18 protein-coding genes are annotated in these 14975 nt (G+C 58.6%); 11 read left to right on the top strand and 7 right to left on the bottom strand.

Going from position 1 to position 14975, the window contains the following annotated elements; all coding sequences use genetic code 11:
- Positions 1 to 7: 7 nt before the first annotated feature.
- The 3 genes from FHK95_RS07445 to FHK95_RS07435 are packed head-to-tail and all read right to left on the bottom strand — an operon-like array spanning position 8 to position 1637.
- A complete protein-coding gene (locus FHK95_RS07445; RefSeq protein WP_150303969.1) occupies positions 8 to 754 on the bottom strand; it encodes a glycerophosphodiester phosphodiesterase in 747 nt (248 codons plus the stop codon).
- Between the two features lie 5 nt (positions 755 to 759).
- Positions 760 to 1059, bottom strand: a complete 300-nt coding sequence (locus FHK95_RS07440; RefSeq protein ID WP_150303968.1) for a phosphodiesterase — start codon at positions 1057 to 1059, stop codon at positions 760 to 762.
- Complete coding sequence (locus FHK95_RS07435; protein ID WP_150303967.1) at positions 1056 to 1637, bottom strand: PilZ domain-containing protein; 582 nt, start codon at positions 1635 to 1637, stop codon at positions 1056 to 1058. The genes FHK95_RS07440 and FHK95_RS07435 overlap by 4 nt, the downstream gene beginning before the upstream one ends.
- Before the next feature lie 94 nt (positions 1638 to 1731).
- Here FHK95_RS07435 and FHK95_RS07430 point away from each other — a divergent pair, with 94 nt between their 5' ends.
- The gene (locus FHK95_RS07430) at positions 1732 to 2976 is read left to right on the top strand and encodes a lipoprotein-releasing ABC transporter permease subunit (protein ID WP_150303966.1); all 1245 of its coding nucleotides are present in this window, start codon (positions 1732 to 1734) and stop codon (positions 2974 to 2976) included.
- Positions 2969 to 3655, top strand: coding sequence for a lipoprotein-releasing ABC transporter ATP-binding protein LolD (lolD, locus tag FHK95_RS07425; protein ID WP_150303965.1), 687 nt, complete (start codon positions 2969 to 2971; stop codon positions 3653 to 3655). Before FHK95_RS07430 ends, lolD begins: the two co-directional genes overlap by 8 nt.
- A 79-nt stretch (positions 3656 to 3734) precedes the next feature.
- Here lolD and FHK95_RS07420 read toward each other — a convergent pair whose 3' ends face one another.
- The 3 genes from FHK95_RS07420 to FHK95_RS07410 form a co-directional block, all read right to left on the bottom strand.
- Entirely contained in the window at positions 3735 to 4832 is a 1098-nt protein-coding gene (locus FHK95_RS07420) for a YkvI family membrane protein (protein ID WP_150303964.1), read from the bottom strand.
- 197 nt (positions 4833 to 5029) lie between these two features.
- Positions 5030 to 5386 carry a RidA family protein gene (locus tag FHK95_RS07415; protein ID WP_150303963.1) on the bottom strand — a complete coding sequence of 119 codons (357 nt, stop codon included), beginning with the start codon at positions 5384 to 5386 and terminating at the stop codon, positions 5030 to 5032.
- Entirely contained in the window at positions 5361 to 6659 is a 1299-nt protein-coding gene (locus FHK95_RS07410; protein WP_150303962.1) for a D-amino acid dehydrogenase, read from the bottom strand. Before FHK95_RS07410 ends, FHK95_RS07415 begins: the two co-directional genes overlap by 26 nt.
- A 144-nt stretch (positions 6660 to 6803) precedes the next feature.
- On the opposite strand from FHK95_RS07410, the gene FHK95_RS07405 reads away from it, so the two are divergent.
- A complete protein-coding gene (locus FHK95_RS07405) occupies positions 6804 to 7295 on the top strand; it encodes an Lrp/AsnC ligand binding domain-containing protein (RefSeq protein ID WP_150303961.1) in 492 nt (163 codons plus the stop codon).
- Positions 7296 to 7318: 23 nt separating this feature from the next.
- On the opposite strand, the gene FHK95_RS07400 is transcribed toward FHK95_RS07405, so the two are convergent.
- Positions 7319 to 7843 carry a DUF2062 domain-containing protein gene (locus tag FHK95_RS07400; RefSeq protein WP_150303960.1) on the bottom strand — a complete coding sequence of 175 codons (525 nt, stop codon included), beginning with the start codon at positions 7841 to 7843 and terminating at the stop codon, positions 7319 to 7321.
- A gap of 98 nt (positions 7844 to 7941) precedes the next feature.
- Between FHK95_RS07400 and FHK95_RS07395 the strand changes: the two genes are divergently transcribed.
- From FHK95_RS07395 to murB, 8 genes are all read left to right on the top strand, one after another.
- Positions 7942 to 10194 (top strand): DNA internalization-related competence protein ComEC/Rec2, encoded by a 2253-nt coding sequence (locus tag FHK95_RS07395; protein ID WP_150303959.1) that lies wholly within the window; start codon positions 7942 to 7944, stop codon positions 10192 to 10194.
- 81 nt (positions 10195 to 10275) lie between these two features.
- Positions 10276 to 10950, top strand: a complete 675-nt coding sequence (locus tag FHK95_RS07390) for a MotA/TolQ/ExbB proton channel family protein (RefSeq protein ID WP_150303958.1) — start codon at positions 10276 to 10278, stop codon at positions 10948 to 10950.
- A 2-nt stretch (positions 10951 to 10952) separates the two neighbouring features.
- On the top strand, positions 10953 to 11384 hold the full coding sequence (locus tag FHK95_RS07385; protein ID WP_150303957.1) for an ExbD/TolR family protein: 432 nt from the start codon (positions 10953 to 10955) through the stop codon (positions 11382 to 11384).
- A 5-nt stretch (positions 11385 to 11389) separates the two neighbouring features.
- Positions 11390 to 12388 carry a tetraacyldisaccharide 4'-kinase gene (lpxK, locus tag FHK95_RS07380; protein ID WP_150304112.1) on the top strand — a complete coding sequence of 333 codons (999 nt, stop codon included), beginning with the start codon at positions 11390 to 11392 and terminating at the stop codon, positions 12386 to 12388.
- 20 nt (positions 12389 to 12408) lie between these two features.
- Positions 12409 to 12594 (top strand): Trm112 family protein, encoded by a 186-nt coding sequence (locus FHK95_RS07375; protein WP_150303956.1) that lies wholly within the window; start codon positions 12409 to 12411, stop codon positions 12592 to 12594.
- Between the two features lies 1 nt (position 12595).
- Positions 12596 to 13354, top strand: a complete 759-nt coding sequence (gene kdsB, locus FHK95_RS07370) for a 3-deoxy-manno-octulosonate cytidylyltransferase (RefSeq protein ID WP_408003595.1) — start codon at positions 12596 to 12598, stop codon at positions 13352 to 13354.
- Positions 13354 to 13836 (top strand): low molecular weight protein-tyrosine-phosphatase, encoded by a 483-nt coding sequence (locus FHK95_RS07365; RefSeq protein ID WP_150303955.1) that lies wholly within the window; start codon positions 13354 to 13356, stop codon positions 13834 to 13836. Before kdsB ends, FHK95_RS07365 begins: the two co-directional genes overlap by 1 nt.
- 2 nt (positions 13837 to 13838) lie before the next feature.
- Positions 13839 to 14861, top strand: coding sequence for a UDP-N-acetylmuramate dehydrogenase (gene murB, locus FHK95_RS07360; protein ID WP_150303954.1), 1023 nt, complete (start codon positions 13839 to 13841; stop codon positions 14859 to 14861).
- The last annotated feature ends 114 nt before the right edge of the window (positions 14862 to 14975 follow it).

Genomic DNA, 14975 nt, shown 5'->3' with positions numbered 1-14975 from the left:
CCGGCGTTCAGCCGGGCAGTTCGTCTGACGTGCCCAACCCTATGGTCTTTACAGCCAGGTGCGGTACATCGGTGATGATGCTGTCGACACCCATGTCGACCAGCCGATCCATCAGAGCCGGATCATTAACCGTCCACACCGACACATGCAAACCCTTACGCTGCGCACGACTAATCCGATCGGGATTGCAAAGTTTCCAGTTCAACACCAGGAACTGACAGCCATAGCGCAATGCGCTGCGTATCGGATCAAGCAGACCATATTCTTCCACTAGTCCGGTGGGCAAATTAAACCCTGTGTCCTTCGCTACCTTGAGCAGTGTCCGGCTGCTGGAGGTAATCACTACGCGGTCTTGCAACCCGAACGCCGCCACCAAGGCATTGATGGCGTTCAGGACGATGCGCGACTGGTTTATCGAGCCCGACTTGACCTCAAGCTGATAATGCTCGATTTCCGGAAATGCCTCGAATAGCTGTTTCAAGCTCGGTATCGGGCAAGCGGTCGGCCAGCCCGGCGGAGCGAAGCGCGCATCCATTTCCATCAGCTGCGCCGCCGTGTGCTGTGCGATTTTGCCGCGTAGTCCAGTGGTGCGCTTGAGTGTGGGATCGTGGATAACCATCAACTGGCGGTCGGACGACAAATGCAGGTCAAGCTCCATCCGCGTTACGCCCGCATCGAGCGCCTGGCGGAAACTGGGGAGGGTGTTTTCCGGGGCTTCACCGCGAGCCCCGCGGTGACCGTAAAGTATTGCCATTGTGCTCAGTTAGACCTCGGACGATGTTGGAGCACGCTGTGCACCACGGTGCCTGCCTCGAAGTACACGCTGAAACCCTGGTAGTCCCAGCGGCTGAGGGGCGGTTCGCCAACTGCTGCGTGCCGTAGCGCCGGGTCGCCATGTCGCTGCAGTACCGTTGCAGCCGATAAGCCGCGTTGCGGCAGATCAGTTGAGATGCTTGAACCGTGCTGTTGGCCGACGGGGATGGTGAGGGTGTCGGCAAAGGTGACCGGCGTTGTGACGATCAAGGAGAGCGCGAATAGTCGGGCTTTCAGGTCGTTCATGTATGAGTCCTTTCCGTTTTTGCGGCACGGATTTCCTGTGCCTGTTTCTGCAGAATGTGTTTCGCTAGCAGCTGTCGCTCTGGATCACTGAGTGCTTCAAAGCTGACCCCTATGGTCCAGCCTTCGCCGTTCGGCACAGGGTCGCAGCGCAGTACGCGCGCCGGAACGACCAGTCCGAGCGGCGTTGGCATGAGCACTATGCGTAACGCCAGCCAGGTTTCTGGATCGAGGCGTTCGGCGGCTGCAAAAGACATTCCGCCCTCACTCAGCGTCACCGACAGTTTGCATGTGGGCGTATCAGTCGCCTGGCTAACCAGTGTTCTGGCGATCAGTTCGATACGCTTGTTCATGATTTTAAGGTAGCCACCGAGTGAGCGGTCACGTTCACTGATTTGGCGCAGCAGATGCTGAGACTCCTGCTCCAGAACCTGAAGCTCACTGAGCATCTGGAACTGTGAAGACCCAAAATGCGCATCAGCCAGGTCTGGGCCGTTGATAACCCGATAGTCGAGGGCTAGCTGATCCTCGATACGGTAAAAATCCCTTTTGTCCTGATTACTTTCGTCTATCAGTTGCATGTCATCGTCCGTTTATCCCAACCGATTTCAGTGTAACATGTCAGCCCCAATAGCCACTTACGGGTCTATTCCCCCGTCAGGGACCTGATATTTCATGTTCAGACCTTTGCCATTCTTTATTGGCCTGCGTTATACGCGGGCGAAACGTCGCAATCATTTCATCTCCTTTATATCGCTAATCTCCATGCTGGGTCTAACCCTGGGCGTGCTGGTGATGATTCTCGTGTTGTCTGTCATGAACGGTTTCGACCGGGAGTTGCGCACGCGCATTCTTGGCATGGTGCCGCATGCCACCATTAACGGTTATCAACCGATCGATGACTGGCCGACGCTGACGTCCAAACTGGAAGAGCATCCGCAGGTTGAATCCGCTGCACCCTTCATTCAGCTGCAGGGGATGCTCACGCATGACGGCAGCGTGGCGCCGGTACTGGTGAGCGGGATCATTCCCGAAGCTGAGAAACGCGTGTCGATCATTGATCAGCACATGGAAGAGGGCACTCTCGACGATCTGGTGGATGGGGAATTCGGCATCATCATTGGCGAACTGACCGCTAACCGTTTCGGCGTGCGTCCGGGTGACAAGCTGACCTTTGTGCTTCCTGAGGCCTCCGTGACACCAGCCGGCGTATTCCCCCGGCTCAAGCGTTTCGAGGTCAAGGGGATCTTCAAGGTGGGCGCCGAGCTGGATGGCTCACTTGCCATTATCCATGCTGGCGATGCAGCTCGCCTGAGCCGTTGGCCGTCCGGTCAGATGCAGGGCGTTCGGGTCAAATTGCATGACCTGTTCCAGGCCCCGACTGTGTCCTGGGAATTAGTCTCCGGGTTATCGGGTGATTACTACGCGCAGGACTGGACACGCAGCCACGGCAATCTATTTGCGGCGATCCGCATGGAAAAAACCATGATTGGCCTGTTGCTGCTGCTGATCGTGGCCGTTGCCGCATTCAATATTATTTCTACGCTGGTTATGGTCGTTACTGACAAGAAAGCCGATATCGCCATCCTGCGTACTCTGGGTGCGTCGCCGGGAACCATCATGGGGATTTTTATGGTGCAGGGTTCGGTGATCGGCGTGGTAGGCACGCTGGTAGGCGGAATATTGGGGGTGCTGGCCGCGCTGAATGTCTCCGCGCTGGTGGCCGGGCTGGAAAAACTGCTGGGAATGCAGTTCCTCAGCTCGGATGTGTATTTCATCAACTATTTGCCGTCCCAACTGATCTGGACCGATGTCATCCTTATCTGCTCTGCAGCCCTGGGCATGAGTTTTCTTGCAACACTGTATCCGGCGTGGCGGGCCTCCCGTACCGAGCCGGCGGAGGCTTTGCGTTATGACTGAAGCTGTTCTGGAATGTCGCGAGCTGAGCAAGGAATACGCCGTCGGGCCTCAGCGCTTGAGAGTATTGGACAGAGTCAATCTCAAGTTGGTGGCCGGGGAACGCGTAGCGATTGTCGGCAGCTCGGGTTCCGGCAAGACCACCCTGTTGAACATGCTTGGTGGGTTGGATACGCCGAGTGAAGGTGAGGTGTGGCTAGCCGGCCATCAGATGTCGGCATTGAAAGAATCCGAGCGTGGCCGGTTGCGCAATAGTGGTCTGGGTTTTGTTTACCAGTTTCACCACTTGTTGGCCGAGTTCACCGCACTGGAAAACGTCTGCATGCCGCTGCTGATTGGCAATATGCCCATTGCCCAGGTGCGCGAGCGTGGCAACGCGATGCTCGCCAGTGTTGGGCTTGCCCAGCGCGCACGGCACAAGCCGGCTGAGCTGTCCGGCGGTGAGCGTCAGCGGGTAGCGATCGCCAGGGCGTTGATCAATCAGCCTGCCTGCGTGCTGTTGGATGAACCCACCGGCAACCTCGATCATCACACCGCGCGGGGGGTTCAGGAGCTGATGCTGGAGCTGAGCCAGCGTCTGAATACGGCGTTTATGGTGGTTACCCATGACTTGGCTCTGGCCGGACAAATGGATCGCGTGCTGACCCTGCATGAGGGTCACCTGCAGGCGCGAGTGGATTGATCCAGGTCCCTTGGGTGTATACCCGCAAAAAAAATCGGCCGCTGATTTAGCGGCCGTTTTTCGTTGCGCTGGGTCGGTATTATCTGGATTCGGCAGAGGTCACAGTGATCTCTGGCGCATCGTCAGTACGTTGATGACGGTTGCGGATCCAGCTGAAGGCGATGGCCAGGATCAGGGCGAATCCAACGTAACCCAGCAAGGGGTACACGGTGCCAACCAACTTGCTGAAGCCTGCCATGCTCAGACCCAGACCAATCAATACGGAAATCGTACTGACTGACTTGAATTGCAGGGTATCCGGTGCTGCGAAACGCGCACTGAAAGCGAAGAACATCCCCACTGCAGTGCTATAGATCATGCAGACCAGGGCGACCGACATGATTGCCGAGAGAACCGGTGAGATGTTCGCCGCCAGCGCCAGGGTCGGCATCTCAACACCCTGCAGTTGGTTTATATTTGCGAACAGACCGACGTTCAGCAGCAGGATCAGAAGCCCCAGACCCAAACCACCGAGAATGCCCCCGAGGCTGGCCGCTCGCTGCGATTTGACCATGCCGCCAATGACAGCCAGCATCGGAAAACCGACAGCGATATTGAATGAGGCGTAGAGCAATGCGCCAAGGATCCAGTTGGAGCTGACTGTGTCACCTTCCTTGGCTATCTGGTCAAGGGTTTCCAGGGGAGCGTCGTAGCTGAAGATCGAGTAGGTGGTGATAATCAGCACCAGTCCCAGGAGGAACGGCAATACCGCACTGATCAGTCGAATGATGCTCTTGACGTTAAGGCAGAGCGTAATGATAACGAGCGTCGTCATCAGGATGCCGCCAGCAAGCGGGGGCCAATCATACTGCTGACTGAAAATCGAACCCGTACCGGCCAGCATCACGACGCCGACGCCAAACAGGAAGAACGACAACACCAGGTCCACCAGGAATCCGGCTTTCTGCCCAAACAGGATATAAAGCACGGCCTTGTGGGAGTCGGCCTTCATTTTTGAGCTGATGCGGGCTATCTGCATACCCAGGAAGGCAAAGAGTACGCCACTGACCAGAGTGCCGAGAATGCCGATGACTCCAAAGCCTGTGAAGAATTGCAATACTTCCTGTCCGGAGGCAAAGCCGCCGCCGATAACAACGGACATGTAGGCCATGGCTATCTGAAGGGACTGTCTGTTCATCTCATGTTTCTCTTATTTGAATTATGAACCCGGACGCGATTGGTGCCCGCGCCCGTGGTTGATATGACGGGCGAACTCAGGTTCGATTGATTGTTCCAGAACCGCTCACTGCCTCCATGCATGTTGAGGCCGTAGCTTTCAACAGCGATGCAGGGCTCAGTGGCCAGTGCTTAACGGTTGGCCAAAAAGTCGATACATTACGCGGGCAGAGCAGCAATAACAGACATCTCGACAAGAATGTCCGGGTCGCAGAGTTTTGCTTCGACGGTTGCTCTGGCAGGTGCGATCCCTTCAGGCAGCCACTGATCCCAGGCGGTATTCATGCCTGCAAAATCCCGCATAATATCCTTGAGGTATATGGTCACCGAGAGGAGGTGTCGCGTATCGGTGCCTGCTTCGACAAGCAGCTTCTCGATCTCCTTCAGAGTATCGCGAGTCTGCTGCTCGACATCAGCGTTGACATTGTCAGCGACCTGCCCGGACAAGTAAACGGTGCCCTGATGAATGACAATCTGACTCATGCGCTTATCAGTGTGCTGTCGCTGGATGTGCATATTTTCTGGCCTCTTTAGTGTTTGTGTAGCGGGAGATATCCAGACCCTCGATGCTGATCCGGGATGTTTTATTGGCCAGCTGGTCCGCCAACAAGCGAGCGGAGCCGCAGGACATGGTCCAGCCAAGGGTGCCGTGACCGGTATTCAGGAACAGATTGCGGTAACGGGTTGCACCAATAATTGGCGTGCCGTCCGGTGTCGCTGGACGCAGGCCGGTCCAGAGTTCGGTATCTGCCAGGTTGCCGCCTTCAGGGAACAGATCCTTGACGATCATTTTCAGTGTTTCCCCACGGCGTGCATCGATGTTCAGGTCATAACCGCGGAGTTCGGCCATGCCGCCCACCCGGATCCGGTCGTTCAGCCGAGTAATCGCCACCTTGTAGGTTTCGTCCAGCATGGTGGATACCGGCGCCATGTCCGAGTTGGTAATCGGGACGGTGATCGAATACCCCTTGAGTGGATACATGGGGGCCGTGATGCCTAGCGGAGCGAGCATCTGCGGACTGAAACTGCCGAGCGCGACCACGTAATAGTCGGCGGTCTCCAGTTGGCCATCGATCACCACGCCACTGAGGCGATCCCCGCTGTATTCCAGGCGTTCGATGTTCTGATTAAAGCGGAACTCAACGCCCGCCTGCACTGCCAGCTCGGCTAAGCGAGTGGTAAACATCTGGCAGTCACCCGTCTGATCGTTGGGTAAGCGCAAGCCGCCGGTCAGTTTGTGCTTTACCTTTGCCAGCGCCGGTTCGGCCCGGCACACGCCGTCGCGATCGAGCAGTTCGTATGGCACGCACAGCCGCTCGAGCACCGCGATATCCTTGGCCGCCCCTTCAAGTTGAGACTGGCTGCGGAACAGCTGAGTGGTACCGCGCTGCCGGCCTTCATACTCAATTCCTGTCTCTGCGCGCAACTCGTCCAGACAGTCGCGGCTGAACTCTGACAAGCGCACCATGCGTTCCTTGTTCACCGCATACCGCGCGGCGGTGCAGTTGCGCAGCATGCGGGCCATGAACAGATACTGATTGATATCACCCGTCGGCTTGATAGCAAGCGGCGCGTGTTGCTGCAGCATCCATTTGATAGCTTTCAGCGGAACGCCCGGCGCGGCCCAGGGTGAGGCGTAACCGGGTGAGATCTGACCCGCGTTGGCGTGACTGGTTTCCATTGCCACTGCGGGCTGACGGTCGACTACCGTAACCTCAAATCCTTCCCGGGCCAGGTAGTAGGCGCTGGTGGTACCCACTACGCCGCTACCGAGGATTAGAACGCGCATGTGCTTCTCCAATGTCATTGCCCGCTCAGGGCACGTTGCTTTCACCGGATTATAGGAAAGGTCGAATGGTGGAATTCACTGAATAAACGGTTATATTCAGGGTAAATCGACGTTCAATTAGCCAAAGGTCTAGTGCATATAACCATGAGAGCCAAATACAAGACGCAACGAGAGCTAGATCGAATAGACCGGCAGATTCTTCGTGAGCTGCAGGCAGAGGGGCGGCTGGCATTTACCGAACTCGGTGAGCGTATTGGTCTTTCGACCACCCCCTGTACTGAGCGTGTGCGCCGACTGGAGCGCGAAGGGGTAATCATGGGGTACTCGGCAAGGTTGAACCCGGAGCATCTGGAAGCCGGGTTGCTGGTGTTTGTCGAGATCAATCTGTCCTACAAGTCGGCGGATATTTTCGAGGAGTTTCGCCGGTCGGTGCTCACCTTGCCGCATGTCCTCGAATGCCATCTGGTATCAGGGGATTTTGATTACCTGATCAAGGCACGCATCAACGAGATGACGTCCTACCGCAAATTGCTGGGCGATATCCTGTTGAAGCTGCCTAACGTCCGAGACTCCAAAAGTTACATCGTGATGGAAGAGGTAAAGGAGTCGTTGATCTTGCCCGTGCCCGAACGATAGGGCTGCCGGGGCGCCGCGGGCACTCAGCTATGGCTACGACGTCGCAGTTTGCGCTGCTGCCAGTTGCGCGAGACCCACACTCGCCAATACAACATGGTGGCGCCGTAGCCAAGCAGGGCCAGCAGGATGCCAAACAACACCGATCCGAGCAGCAGCGGTTGCCAGATATGATGGAATTCGGAACTAAGCCAGGCAAAGGATAGTTCCATGGGCATGGTGCGTTCCGGTGTGCCCAGAAGCATCGTTCCCACCTTGTACTGAACGAAGAATATCGGCGGCATGGTCACCGGGTTGGTTAACCAGACCAGGCCAATCGATACCGGAAGGTTGGCTCGTGCGGGTAGCGCGATGGAGGCCGACAACAGCATCTGCATGGGGATGGGTAACATCGCTACAAACAGCCCAATCGCCATTGCCCGCGCCACGCTGTGGCGATTGAGATGCCAGAGATTCGGATCGTGCAAAAGAGTGCCCATGAAGCGAAGGGACTTGCTCTGCTTGATGCGTTCAGGACTTGGCATGTAGCGCTTGAGAAGGCGGCGGGGCATTGCGACTAGCCAGCTGCTGGAAGTGAATCAATTATGCATGGAATGTCACGGTCAAACTACCGGCTGGCGGCAGTTCAGGTGAACAGGATGTTTCCACCATGGCGTTGTCAGCCACGCTTTTTGCTTTATTTGTAGGGCTTGTCACGCCCTTGGCCTTGCCAGGCCTGTTGCCCGCATGGTCGCTGGTGCTCGCGTTGCTGTTCATGCTGGGAGCCGCATGGTCGCGTCCGTACGGCCGGGTTATGGCGGCATGTCTGGCGGGCGTCATATGGGCCAGTTACTCTCACCACCAGGCGCTGGAGCAGCGTCTCGTACCCGCGCTGGACGGCCAGATCATATCAATTGAAGGGCGCATCAGAGGGCTGCCGGAGCCGACCGTTACCGGCTGGCGTTTTGAAGTAACCGAGGCCCGGGTGGTGGGTACTGGCGAGGCGTTACCGCTGATTCGCGCGCATTGGTACGCAGGTGAGCCGGTGGCGAACAATCAGCTTTGGCAATTCGAAGCCAGCCTGCGACGCCCCCGAGGAATGTCCAACCCGGGTGGATTCGATTATGAAGCCTGGTTGTATGCACAGGGGGTCGGTGCGCTGGCGAGCATTCGTGCCGGCAGATTGATAGAGCAGCCGCCCGTCAGGTTGGCTGGTTTGCGCAGCTTGATCAAAAGCCGACTTGGTACCGCGCTCGAAAGCCGTCCGGGCGAGCAGCGGTTGCTGGCGTTGATAGTGGGTGATCGCAGTGTCTTGAGCGCCGCCGACTGGACCATCATGCAGGCGACGGGCACCAGCCACCTGATGGTGATCTCGGGTTTACACGTCGGCATGCTGGCATCGATGGCTTTTCTGATCATGGCGGTGCTTGCCCGGTTACGACTGTTTCCAGCGCGCTGGCCACGATTCTGGTTCGCCGCACCGCTGGCGGTATTGCTCGCATCCGGCTATGCCGCGCTGGCAGGCTTTGCAGTCCCAACCCAGCGCGCGCTGCTGATGATCCTGCTGGTGCTGATTGCCCGCCTGCTGTACCGGCAACCGGGTCTCTGGGTAACCTGGTTGGCTGCCTTGTGCGCCGTCGTCATTGTTTCCCCGGCTGCTCCGCTCCAGGCTGGGTTCTGGCTGTCCTTCATGGCAGTGGGCCTGCTCATCTTTGGCATGAGCGGCAGGCTTGCTGTGCGGGGTATCTGGCTGCGCTGGGGGAAAGCGCAATGGGTGATCTACGTCGGGCTATGGCCCTGGCTTCTGCTCTGGGGTATGCCCGCCAGCCTATCGGCACCGCTGGTCAATACCCTGGCGATTCCCTGGGTCAGTCTGGTTGTGGTGCCGGTTGCACTGCTCGGGGCGGTGATCGAGCTGGTGTTCGGCTGGCCGTGGTTGTTATGGGCCGCAGCGCGTGCGCTGAATGCTTTGTTTGACGGCTTGGCGCTGATAGCGGCTCTACAGGCGCCGCTGAGAATGGCCTTTCCCGGCTGGCTGGGGTGGCTGCTGGGCGCACTCGGTACGCTTGCTTTGCTCAGCCCTCTGAGCCGGCTGCTCTTCGTGCCGGCGGTTTTCTGTCTTGTGGTTCTAATAATGCCGGCACGCGAACGTCCGCAGCAGGGAGATGTGTGGGTGACTGTGCTGGATGTGGGGCAGGGGGCTTCGGTGCTGATTCAAACCCGCACGCAAGCACTGCTCTATGATGCCGGGGCGCGGCTGAGCAGTGGGTTCGATCTGGGCGAGGCGGTGGTTCATCCGGCGCTGGTGTCATTCGGCGTCAGGGAGCTGGATACCATGCTGCTCAGTCACGCAGACAACGACCATGCCGGTGGCGCGTCGGCTATCCAGCGTCTGATGCCGGTGCGTAGAATCCTGTCGGGGGAACAGGAGCGACAGGAAGCCGTGCTGGCTGCAGAACAGTGCCATGCAGGTGATGGCTGGCAATGGGACGGCGTGCATTTCGAGGTTCTTTTTGCCGCAGACGCGCCCGCTGATTCCAATGATCGATCCTGTGTGCTGAAGGTATCGGCGGGCGAGTCGAGCCTGTTGCTCACTGGCGACCTGGGCATGGCCGGAGAATACGAATTGTTGGGACAGGATGTGCAGGCAACCCTGCTCCTTGCGCCACACCACGGCAGCCATAGCTCCTCGTCCTATGCCTTTATCCGCGCAGTTGCCCCCCGCTGGGTAGTGTTCAGCGCGGGCCATAACAACCGGTTCGGACACCCGCATCAGACGGTTGTGCAACGCTACCGCGAACTCGGCGCCGAACCTGTTTATACTGCCACGTCTGGAGCTGTGCGGTTCGCCCTGAATGGACAAGGGCAGAACACACAACTATGGAGCTGGCGCGAGTATGCGAGGCGCTTCTGGCACGAGTAGAACGGCGCTCGATATCGCGCCGGGGCCGCGGTCTACGTGGCCTGTGCTAGAGTATTCAACCATTTGGGAGAGGGATCGCTTGTGTGGGAATTGATCAGTGCGGGTGGTTGGCTAATGTTGCCAATCCTGGTGTCATCGGTAATCGCCGTCGCCATTGTAATAGAGAGGCTGTGGACGCTGCGTATCAGCAAGGTCGCACCGCCAAGTCTGCTTGGGCAAGTGTGGCGTTGGGTCAAGGAAGGCAAGCTGGATGCGGTAAAGCTGAAAACACTCCGTGCCGACTCACCCCTGGGCGAGGTTCTTGCCGCGGGTCTGGCGAACTCCCGCCATGGCCGCGAAATCATGAAGGAAAGCATTCAGGAAGCGGCCGGTAAGGTCATCCATGAGATGGAACGGTATCTGAGCACCCTTGGCACCATCGCAGCCATTACGCCGCTGCTTGGCCTGCTTGGCACGGTGGTCGGTATGATCGATGTGTTCAGCGCAATCATGGCTCAGGGTACCGGCAATACCGGCGTCCTTGCTGGCGGCATCTCCAAGGCGCTGATGACCACCGCAGCGGGTCTTACCGTCGCGATTCCGGCGCTGTTCTTTCACCGCTTTCTGATGCGCCGCATCGATGAGCTGGTGATCGCCATGGAGCAGGAAGCCACCAAGCTGGTCGAAGTGATTCAGGGCAATCGTGATGTGGATGCGTCTGTACCCGCTCAGGATGGCATCGCGTTGCGCCCCGGCAGCGTCCGCAAGGGAGCCTGACCGTGAATTTCCGGCGTACACGACCCGAGGAGATCAGCGTTAACCTGACTCCGTTGATTGATGTGGTGTTCCTGCTGCTGATTTTCTTCATGGTCTCGACGACCTTTACCCGCGAAACTCAGCTGGAACTCGACCTGCCTGAAGCCGCTTCAGGCAATCCCGTGGAAAGTCGCAACCAGCAGATTGAACTGACTATTTCAGCTGCGGGGGAAGTGGCGATCAATGACAAGGCGTTGCTGGCACCGGGACTGGATACCATCAAAAGTGCACTACAGCGTGAGTCGGGTGGCGACACCAGCTTGCCGGTGGTAATCACTGCCGATGGCCAAGCCTCCCATCAGTCGGTGATCACCGTCATGGACGCGGCAGGCCAGCTCGGCTTCAGCCGTCTGCGACTGACCACCAGCGAGTTGGAGGCGGGCGCCGGCCAGTGAAGCGGCTGTCGCTCGAACAATTCATGCTCCGTGCCTGGTATGAAGGACACGCGTGGCTGAAGTTGTTGCGACCCCTGTCCCTGCTGTACCGGGCGGTGGCGGTACGCCGCCGACGCACCTACCTGACTGATCCCGCCGCCAGTTGGCAGCCGCCTGTTCCCTTGATTGTGGTCGGCAATATTACCCTGGGCGGCACGGGCAAGACGCCAATGACGATCTGGCTGATCGAGCACTTTCAGCGCCAAGGGCTCAGGCCCGGTGTGATCAGTCGAGGCTATGGCGCGACGCCGCCGGCACTCCCCTGGCTGATCAATCCTGACTCGGACACGTCTGCACAGGTCGGTGACGAGCCTCTGCTAGTAGCGCGACGCTGCCATGTGCCGGTCGTCATAGACCCGGACCGCTCCCGTGCCGCCCGACAACTGCTGGCGCAACGGGACATTGATCTGATCATCAGTGATGATGGATTGCAGCATTACCGGATGGGGCGCACGCTTGAGCTGGTGCTGATCGATGCTGCCCGTGGCTTGGGTAATGCGCGGTGCCTTCCAGAAGGTCCCTTGCGTGAACCTGCCGAACGGCTCGATACCGTCGATTTCGTTATTCGTAATGGCGCCGAGGCTGATCATTCTGATGGGTTCGCTATGCAGCTGCGGCCAGCCGCGCTGGTGAATCTGGTGTCCGGGGAACGCTGCAGTATCGATGACTGGCCACATGGCCAGGAGATCATCGCGGTCGCCGGTATCGGTAACCCGGGTCGTTTCTTCGATACCCTGAGGCGTTTGTCGTTCAGTCCGCGGGAGTATGCCTTTGGTGATCATGCCGATTACAATGCCGACAGTTTCGCCGGGCTGGATGTAGCTCTGCCGATAATCATGACGGAAAAAGACGCGGTCAAATGCATCAGCTTTGCGCAAGCCAGCTGGTGGTATCTGGCCGTCGATGCCGAGTTGAGCGATGCCTTCGTTCAGGCGTTGGACGCCAGGCTAAGCAGCACTCATTAACTGTTCCCAGGAGTTGCACCATGGATCCCAAACTGCTTGATATTCTCGCTTGTCCCTTGTGCAAAGGGCCGCTGGTCCAGAACAAGGACAAAACCGAGCTCTGGTGCCGCGCCGACGGTCTGGCGTTTCCCGTTCGCGACGGCATCCCCGTGATGCTGGAAAGTGAGGCGCGGTCGCTCGACGCCGACGAACGGCTGGATCGCTGATATGTACCACGTCATCATCCCGGCTCGCTATGCATCCACGCGCTTGCCGGGCAAACCGCTGCAGAACATTGCCGGCAAGCCGATGATCGAACACGTCTGGAACCAGGCCAATAAAAGCCGATCCGAAAGCGTGACCGTGGCGACCGATGATCAGCGAATCGCCGACGCCTGCCGCGGCTTCGGCGCCGAGGTTATCCTGACCCGTGCCGACCATCCCTCGGGCACTGATCGTCTGCAGGAAGTGGTCACCCAGCTGGGTCTCGACGAAAGTGCCTGTGTGGTCAATGTGCAGGGCGATGAGCCGCTTATTCCCCCGGCATTGATCGATCAAGTGGCTGCGAATCTGCTCAAATACCCCGAGGCGAGCATTGCGACGCTGTCTGAGCCCCTGGCGGATATCGAGACGTTGTTCAATCCCAATGCGGTCAAGGTGGTGACTGATAGTCGCGGATTCGCGCTGTACTTCAGCCGAGCGTCCATTCCCTGGTGTCGGGATCAGTTCGTCGAAAAACCTCAGTACCTTCCGGATGGCGTTCCTTTTCAGCGGCACATCGGGCTCTATGCCTATAAAGTCGGCTTCCTGCACGACTATGTTCGTTGGCCCCCGAGCCCTCTGGAAACAGCGGAAGCCCTGGAGCAGCTGCGCGCGCTCTGGTTCGGTTGCCGGATCCATGTTGCCCAGGCGTGTGAAATACCACCCGCCGGTGTGGACACAGCGGCTGACCTGGATCGCGTCCGCGCTGTGTTGGAGGCCCGGTAATGCGGGTGCTCTTTGTCTGTCTGGGCAACATCTGTCGTTCTCCTTCGGCCCAGGGCGTGTTCGAGAAATTGCTGGCGGCGGATGAGCTTGCCGGCAGTATCAAGGTGGACTCCGCGGGTACCGCTGATTATCACATTGGCAAGCCGCCAGACCGGCGTGCCATTACTGCGGCGTCGCGGCGAGGGGTGGATATCAGCATGCTGAGTGCCAGAAGAGTCGCTGACAGTGATTTTGCCGAATTCGATCTGATCCTGGCTGCAGACCATGACAACCTGCAGGAGCTGATGCGTCGCGCACCGGCTGACTGCGCCGCGAAGCTCCGACTGTTCATGAGTTATGCCCCGGATGACGGTGAGGAAATACCGGATCCCTACTATGGCGGCGAGCAGGGCTTCGAGGACGTGCTCGACATGCTCGAGCGCGCGTCGCAGGGGTTGCTGGCAAGCCTCAGAGAGCACCCGCAATCACCTCTGGTCAGCTGACAGTGCTCGCGCTAATCGAAAATGCGGACCTGCGCGCGCACAATACCTTAGGCATCAGTGAACAGGTCGAACGGCTGGTCTTCGTCGAGAACGACCGCGAGTTAACCGAAGCGTTGTCTCTCGCTGATCAGCATGCCTGGGCCGTGACACTCCTTGGCGGCGGCAGCAATCTGGTATTGGCCGGGCGGGTTCAGGGGCTGGTAGTAGTGATGCGCAGCCGGGGGCGCCGGGTGATCACTCGTAGCGGTCACAGCGTCGTCATCGAGGCGGAGGCAGGCGAGAACTGGCATGCTCTGGTCAACTGGACTCTGGATCTGGGTCTGTCCGGCCTTGAGAACCTGTCATTGATCCCTGGCACCGCTGGTGCCGCCCCCGTGCAGAATATCGGTGCCTACGGCGTAGAGTTGAAGGATGTTCTCGAAAGCGTTGAGGTGTATGACCGACTCACCGCGACGACATGCCAGTTGAGCCCCGGCCAGTGCCGCTTTGCCTATCGCGACAGCCTGTTCAAACAGGAAGCGGGACGGTACGTGATTCTGCGGGTCCGCTTGCGGTTGTCATCAGTCACCGAGCCGAAACTGGATTACGGCCCGCTGGCCAATGCCTGGCAGGCAACCGGTCTGCAGCGCGTCGATGCCCGGGTCATCAGTGAGCTTGTTTGCCAGATCCGCCGCTCCAAACTGCCGGACCCTGCGCAACTGGCCAATGCCGGTAGCTTCTTCAAGAACCCGCTGGTCTCCGCTGAATTGGCGCTGCAGTTGCAGCATCAGTGGCCTGGACTGCCAAGCTTTGTGCAGCCGGATGGGCGCTACAAGCTGGCCGCCGGCTGGCTTATTGATCAGGCAGGCTGGAAAGGTTATCGCGACGGAGATGCTGGAGTGCATCGGGAGCAAGCCCTGGTATTGGTCAATTACGGCGAGGCAAGGGGAGAGCACATCATGACCCTGGCAAGCCGCATCCAGGCCGATATTCAGGAACGCTTTGGGGTCTTGCTGGAGATGGAGCCGATCGTACTGGGAGAGTAAGACGTAGCGCAATGGCTCGCTTGGACGCCAGGCTGGAAAGCCGGCGAGCTTGCGGTGCAGGCAGGTCAAATGGGAAGCATAAAAAAAGGGATGCCGAAGCATCCCTTTTTTATG

It is taken from the genome of Pseudomonas saliphila, from assembly GCF_008638345.1.
In the GTDB taxonomy this organism is placed as follows: domain Bacteria; phylum Pseudomonadota; class Gammaproteobacteria; order Pseudomonadales; family Pseudomonadaceae; genus Halopseudomonas; species Halopseudomonas saliphila.
Note: the sequence above shows the minus strand (reverse complement) of the source record. Positions and strands in the feature narration are given on the sequence as shown.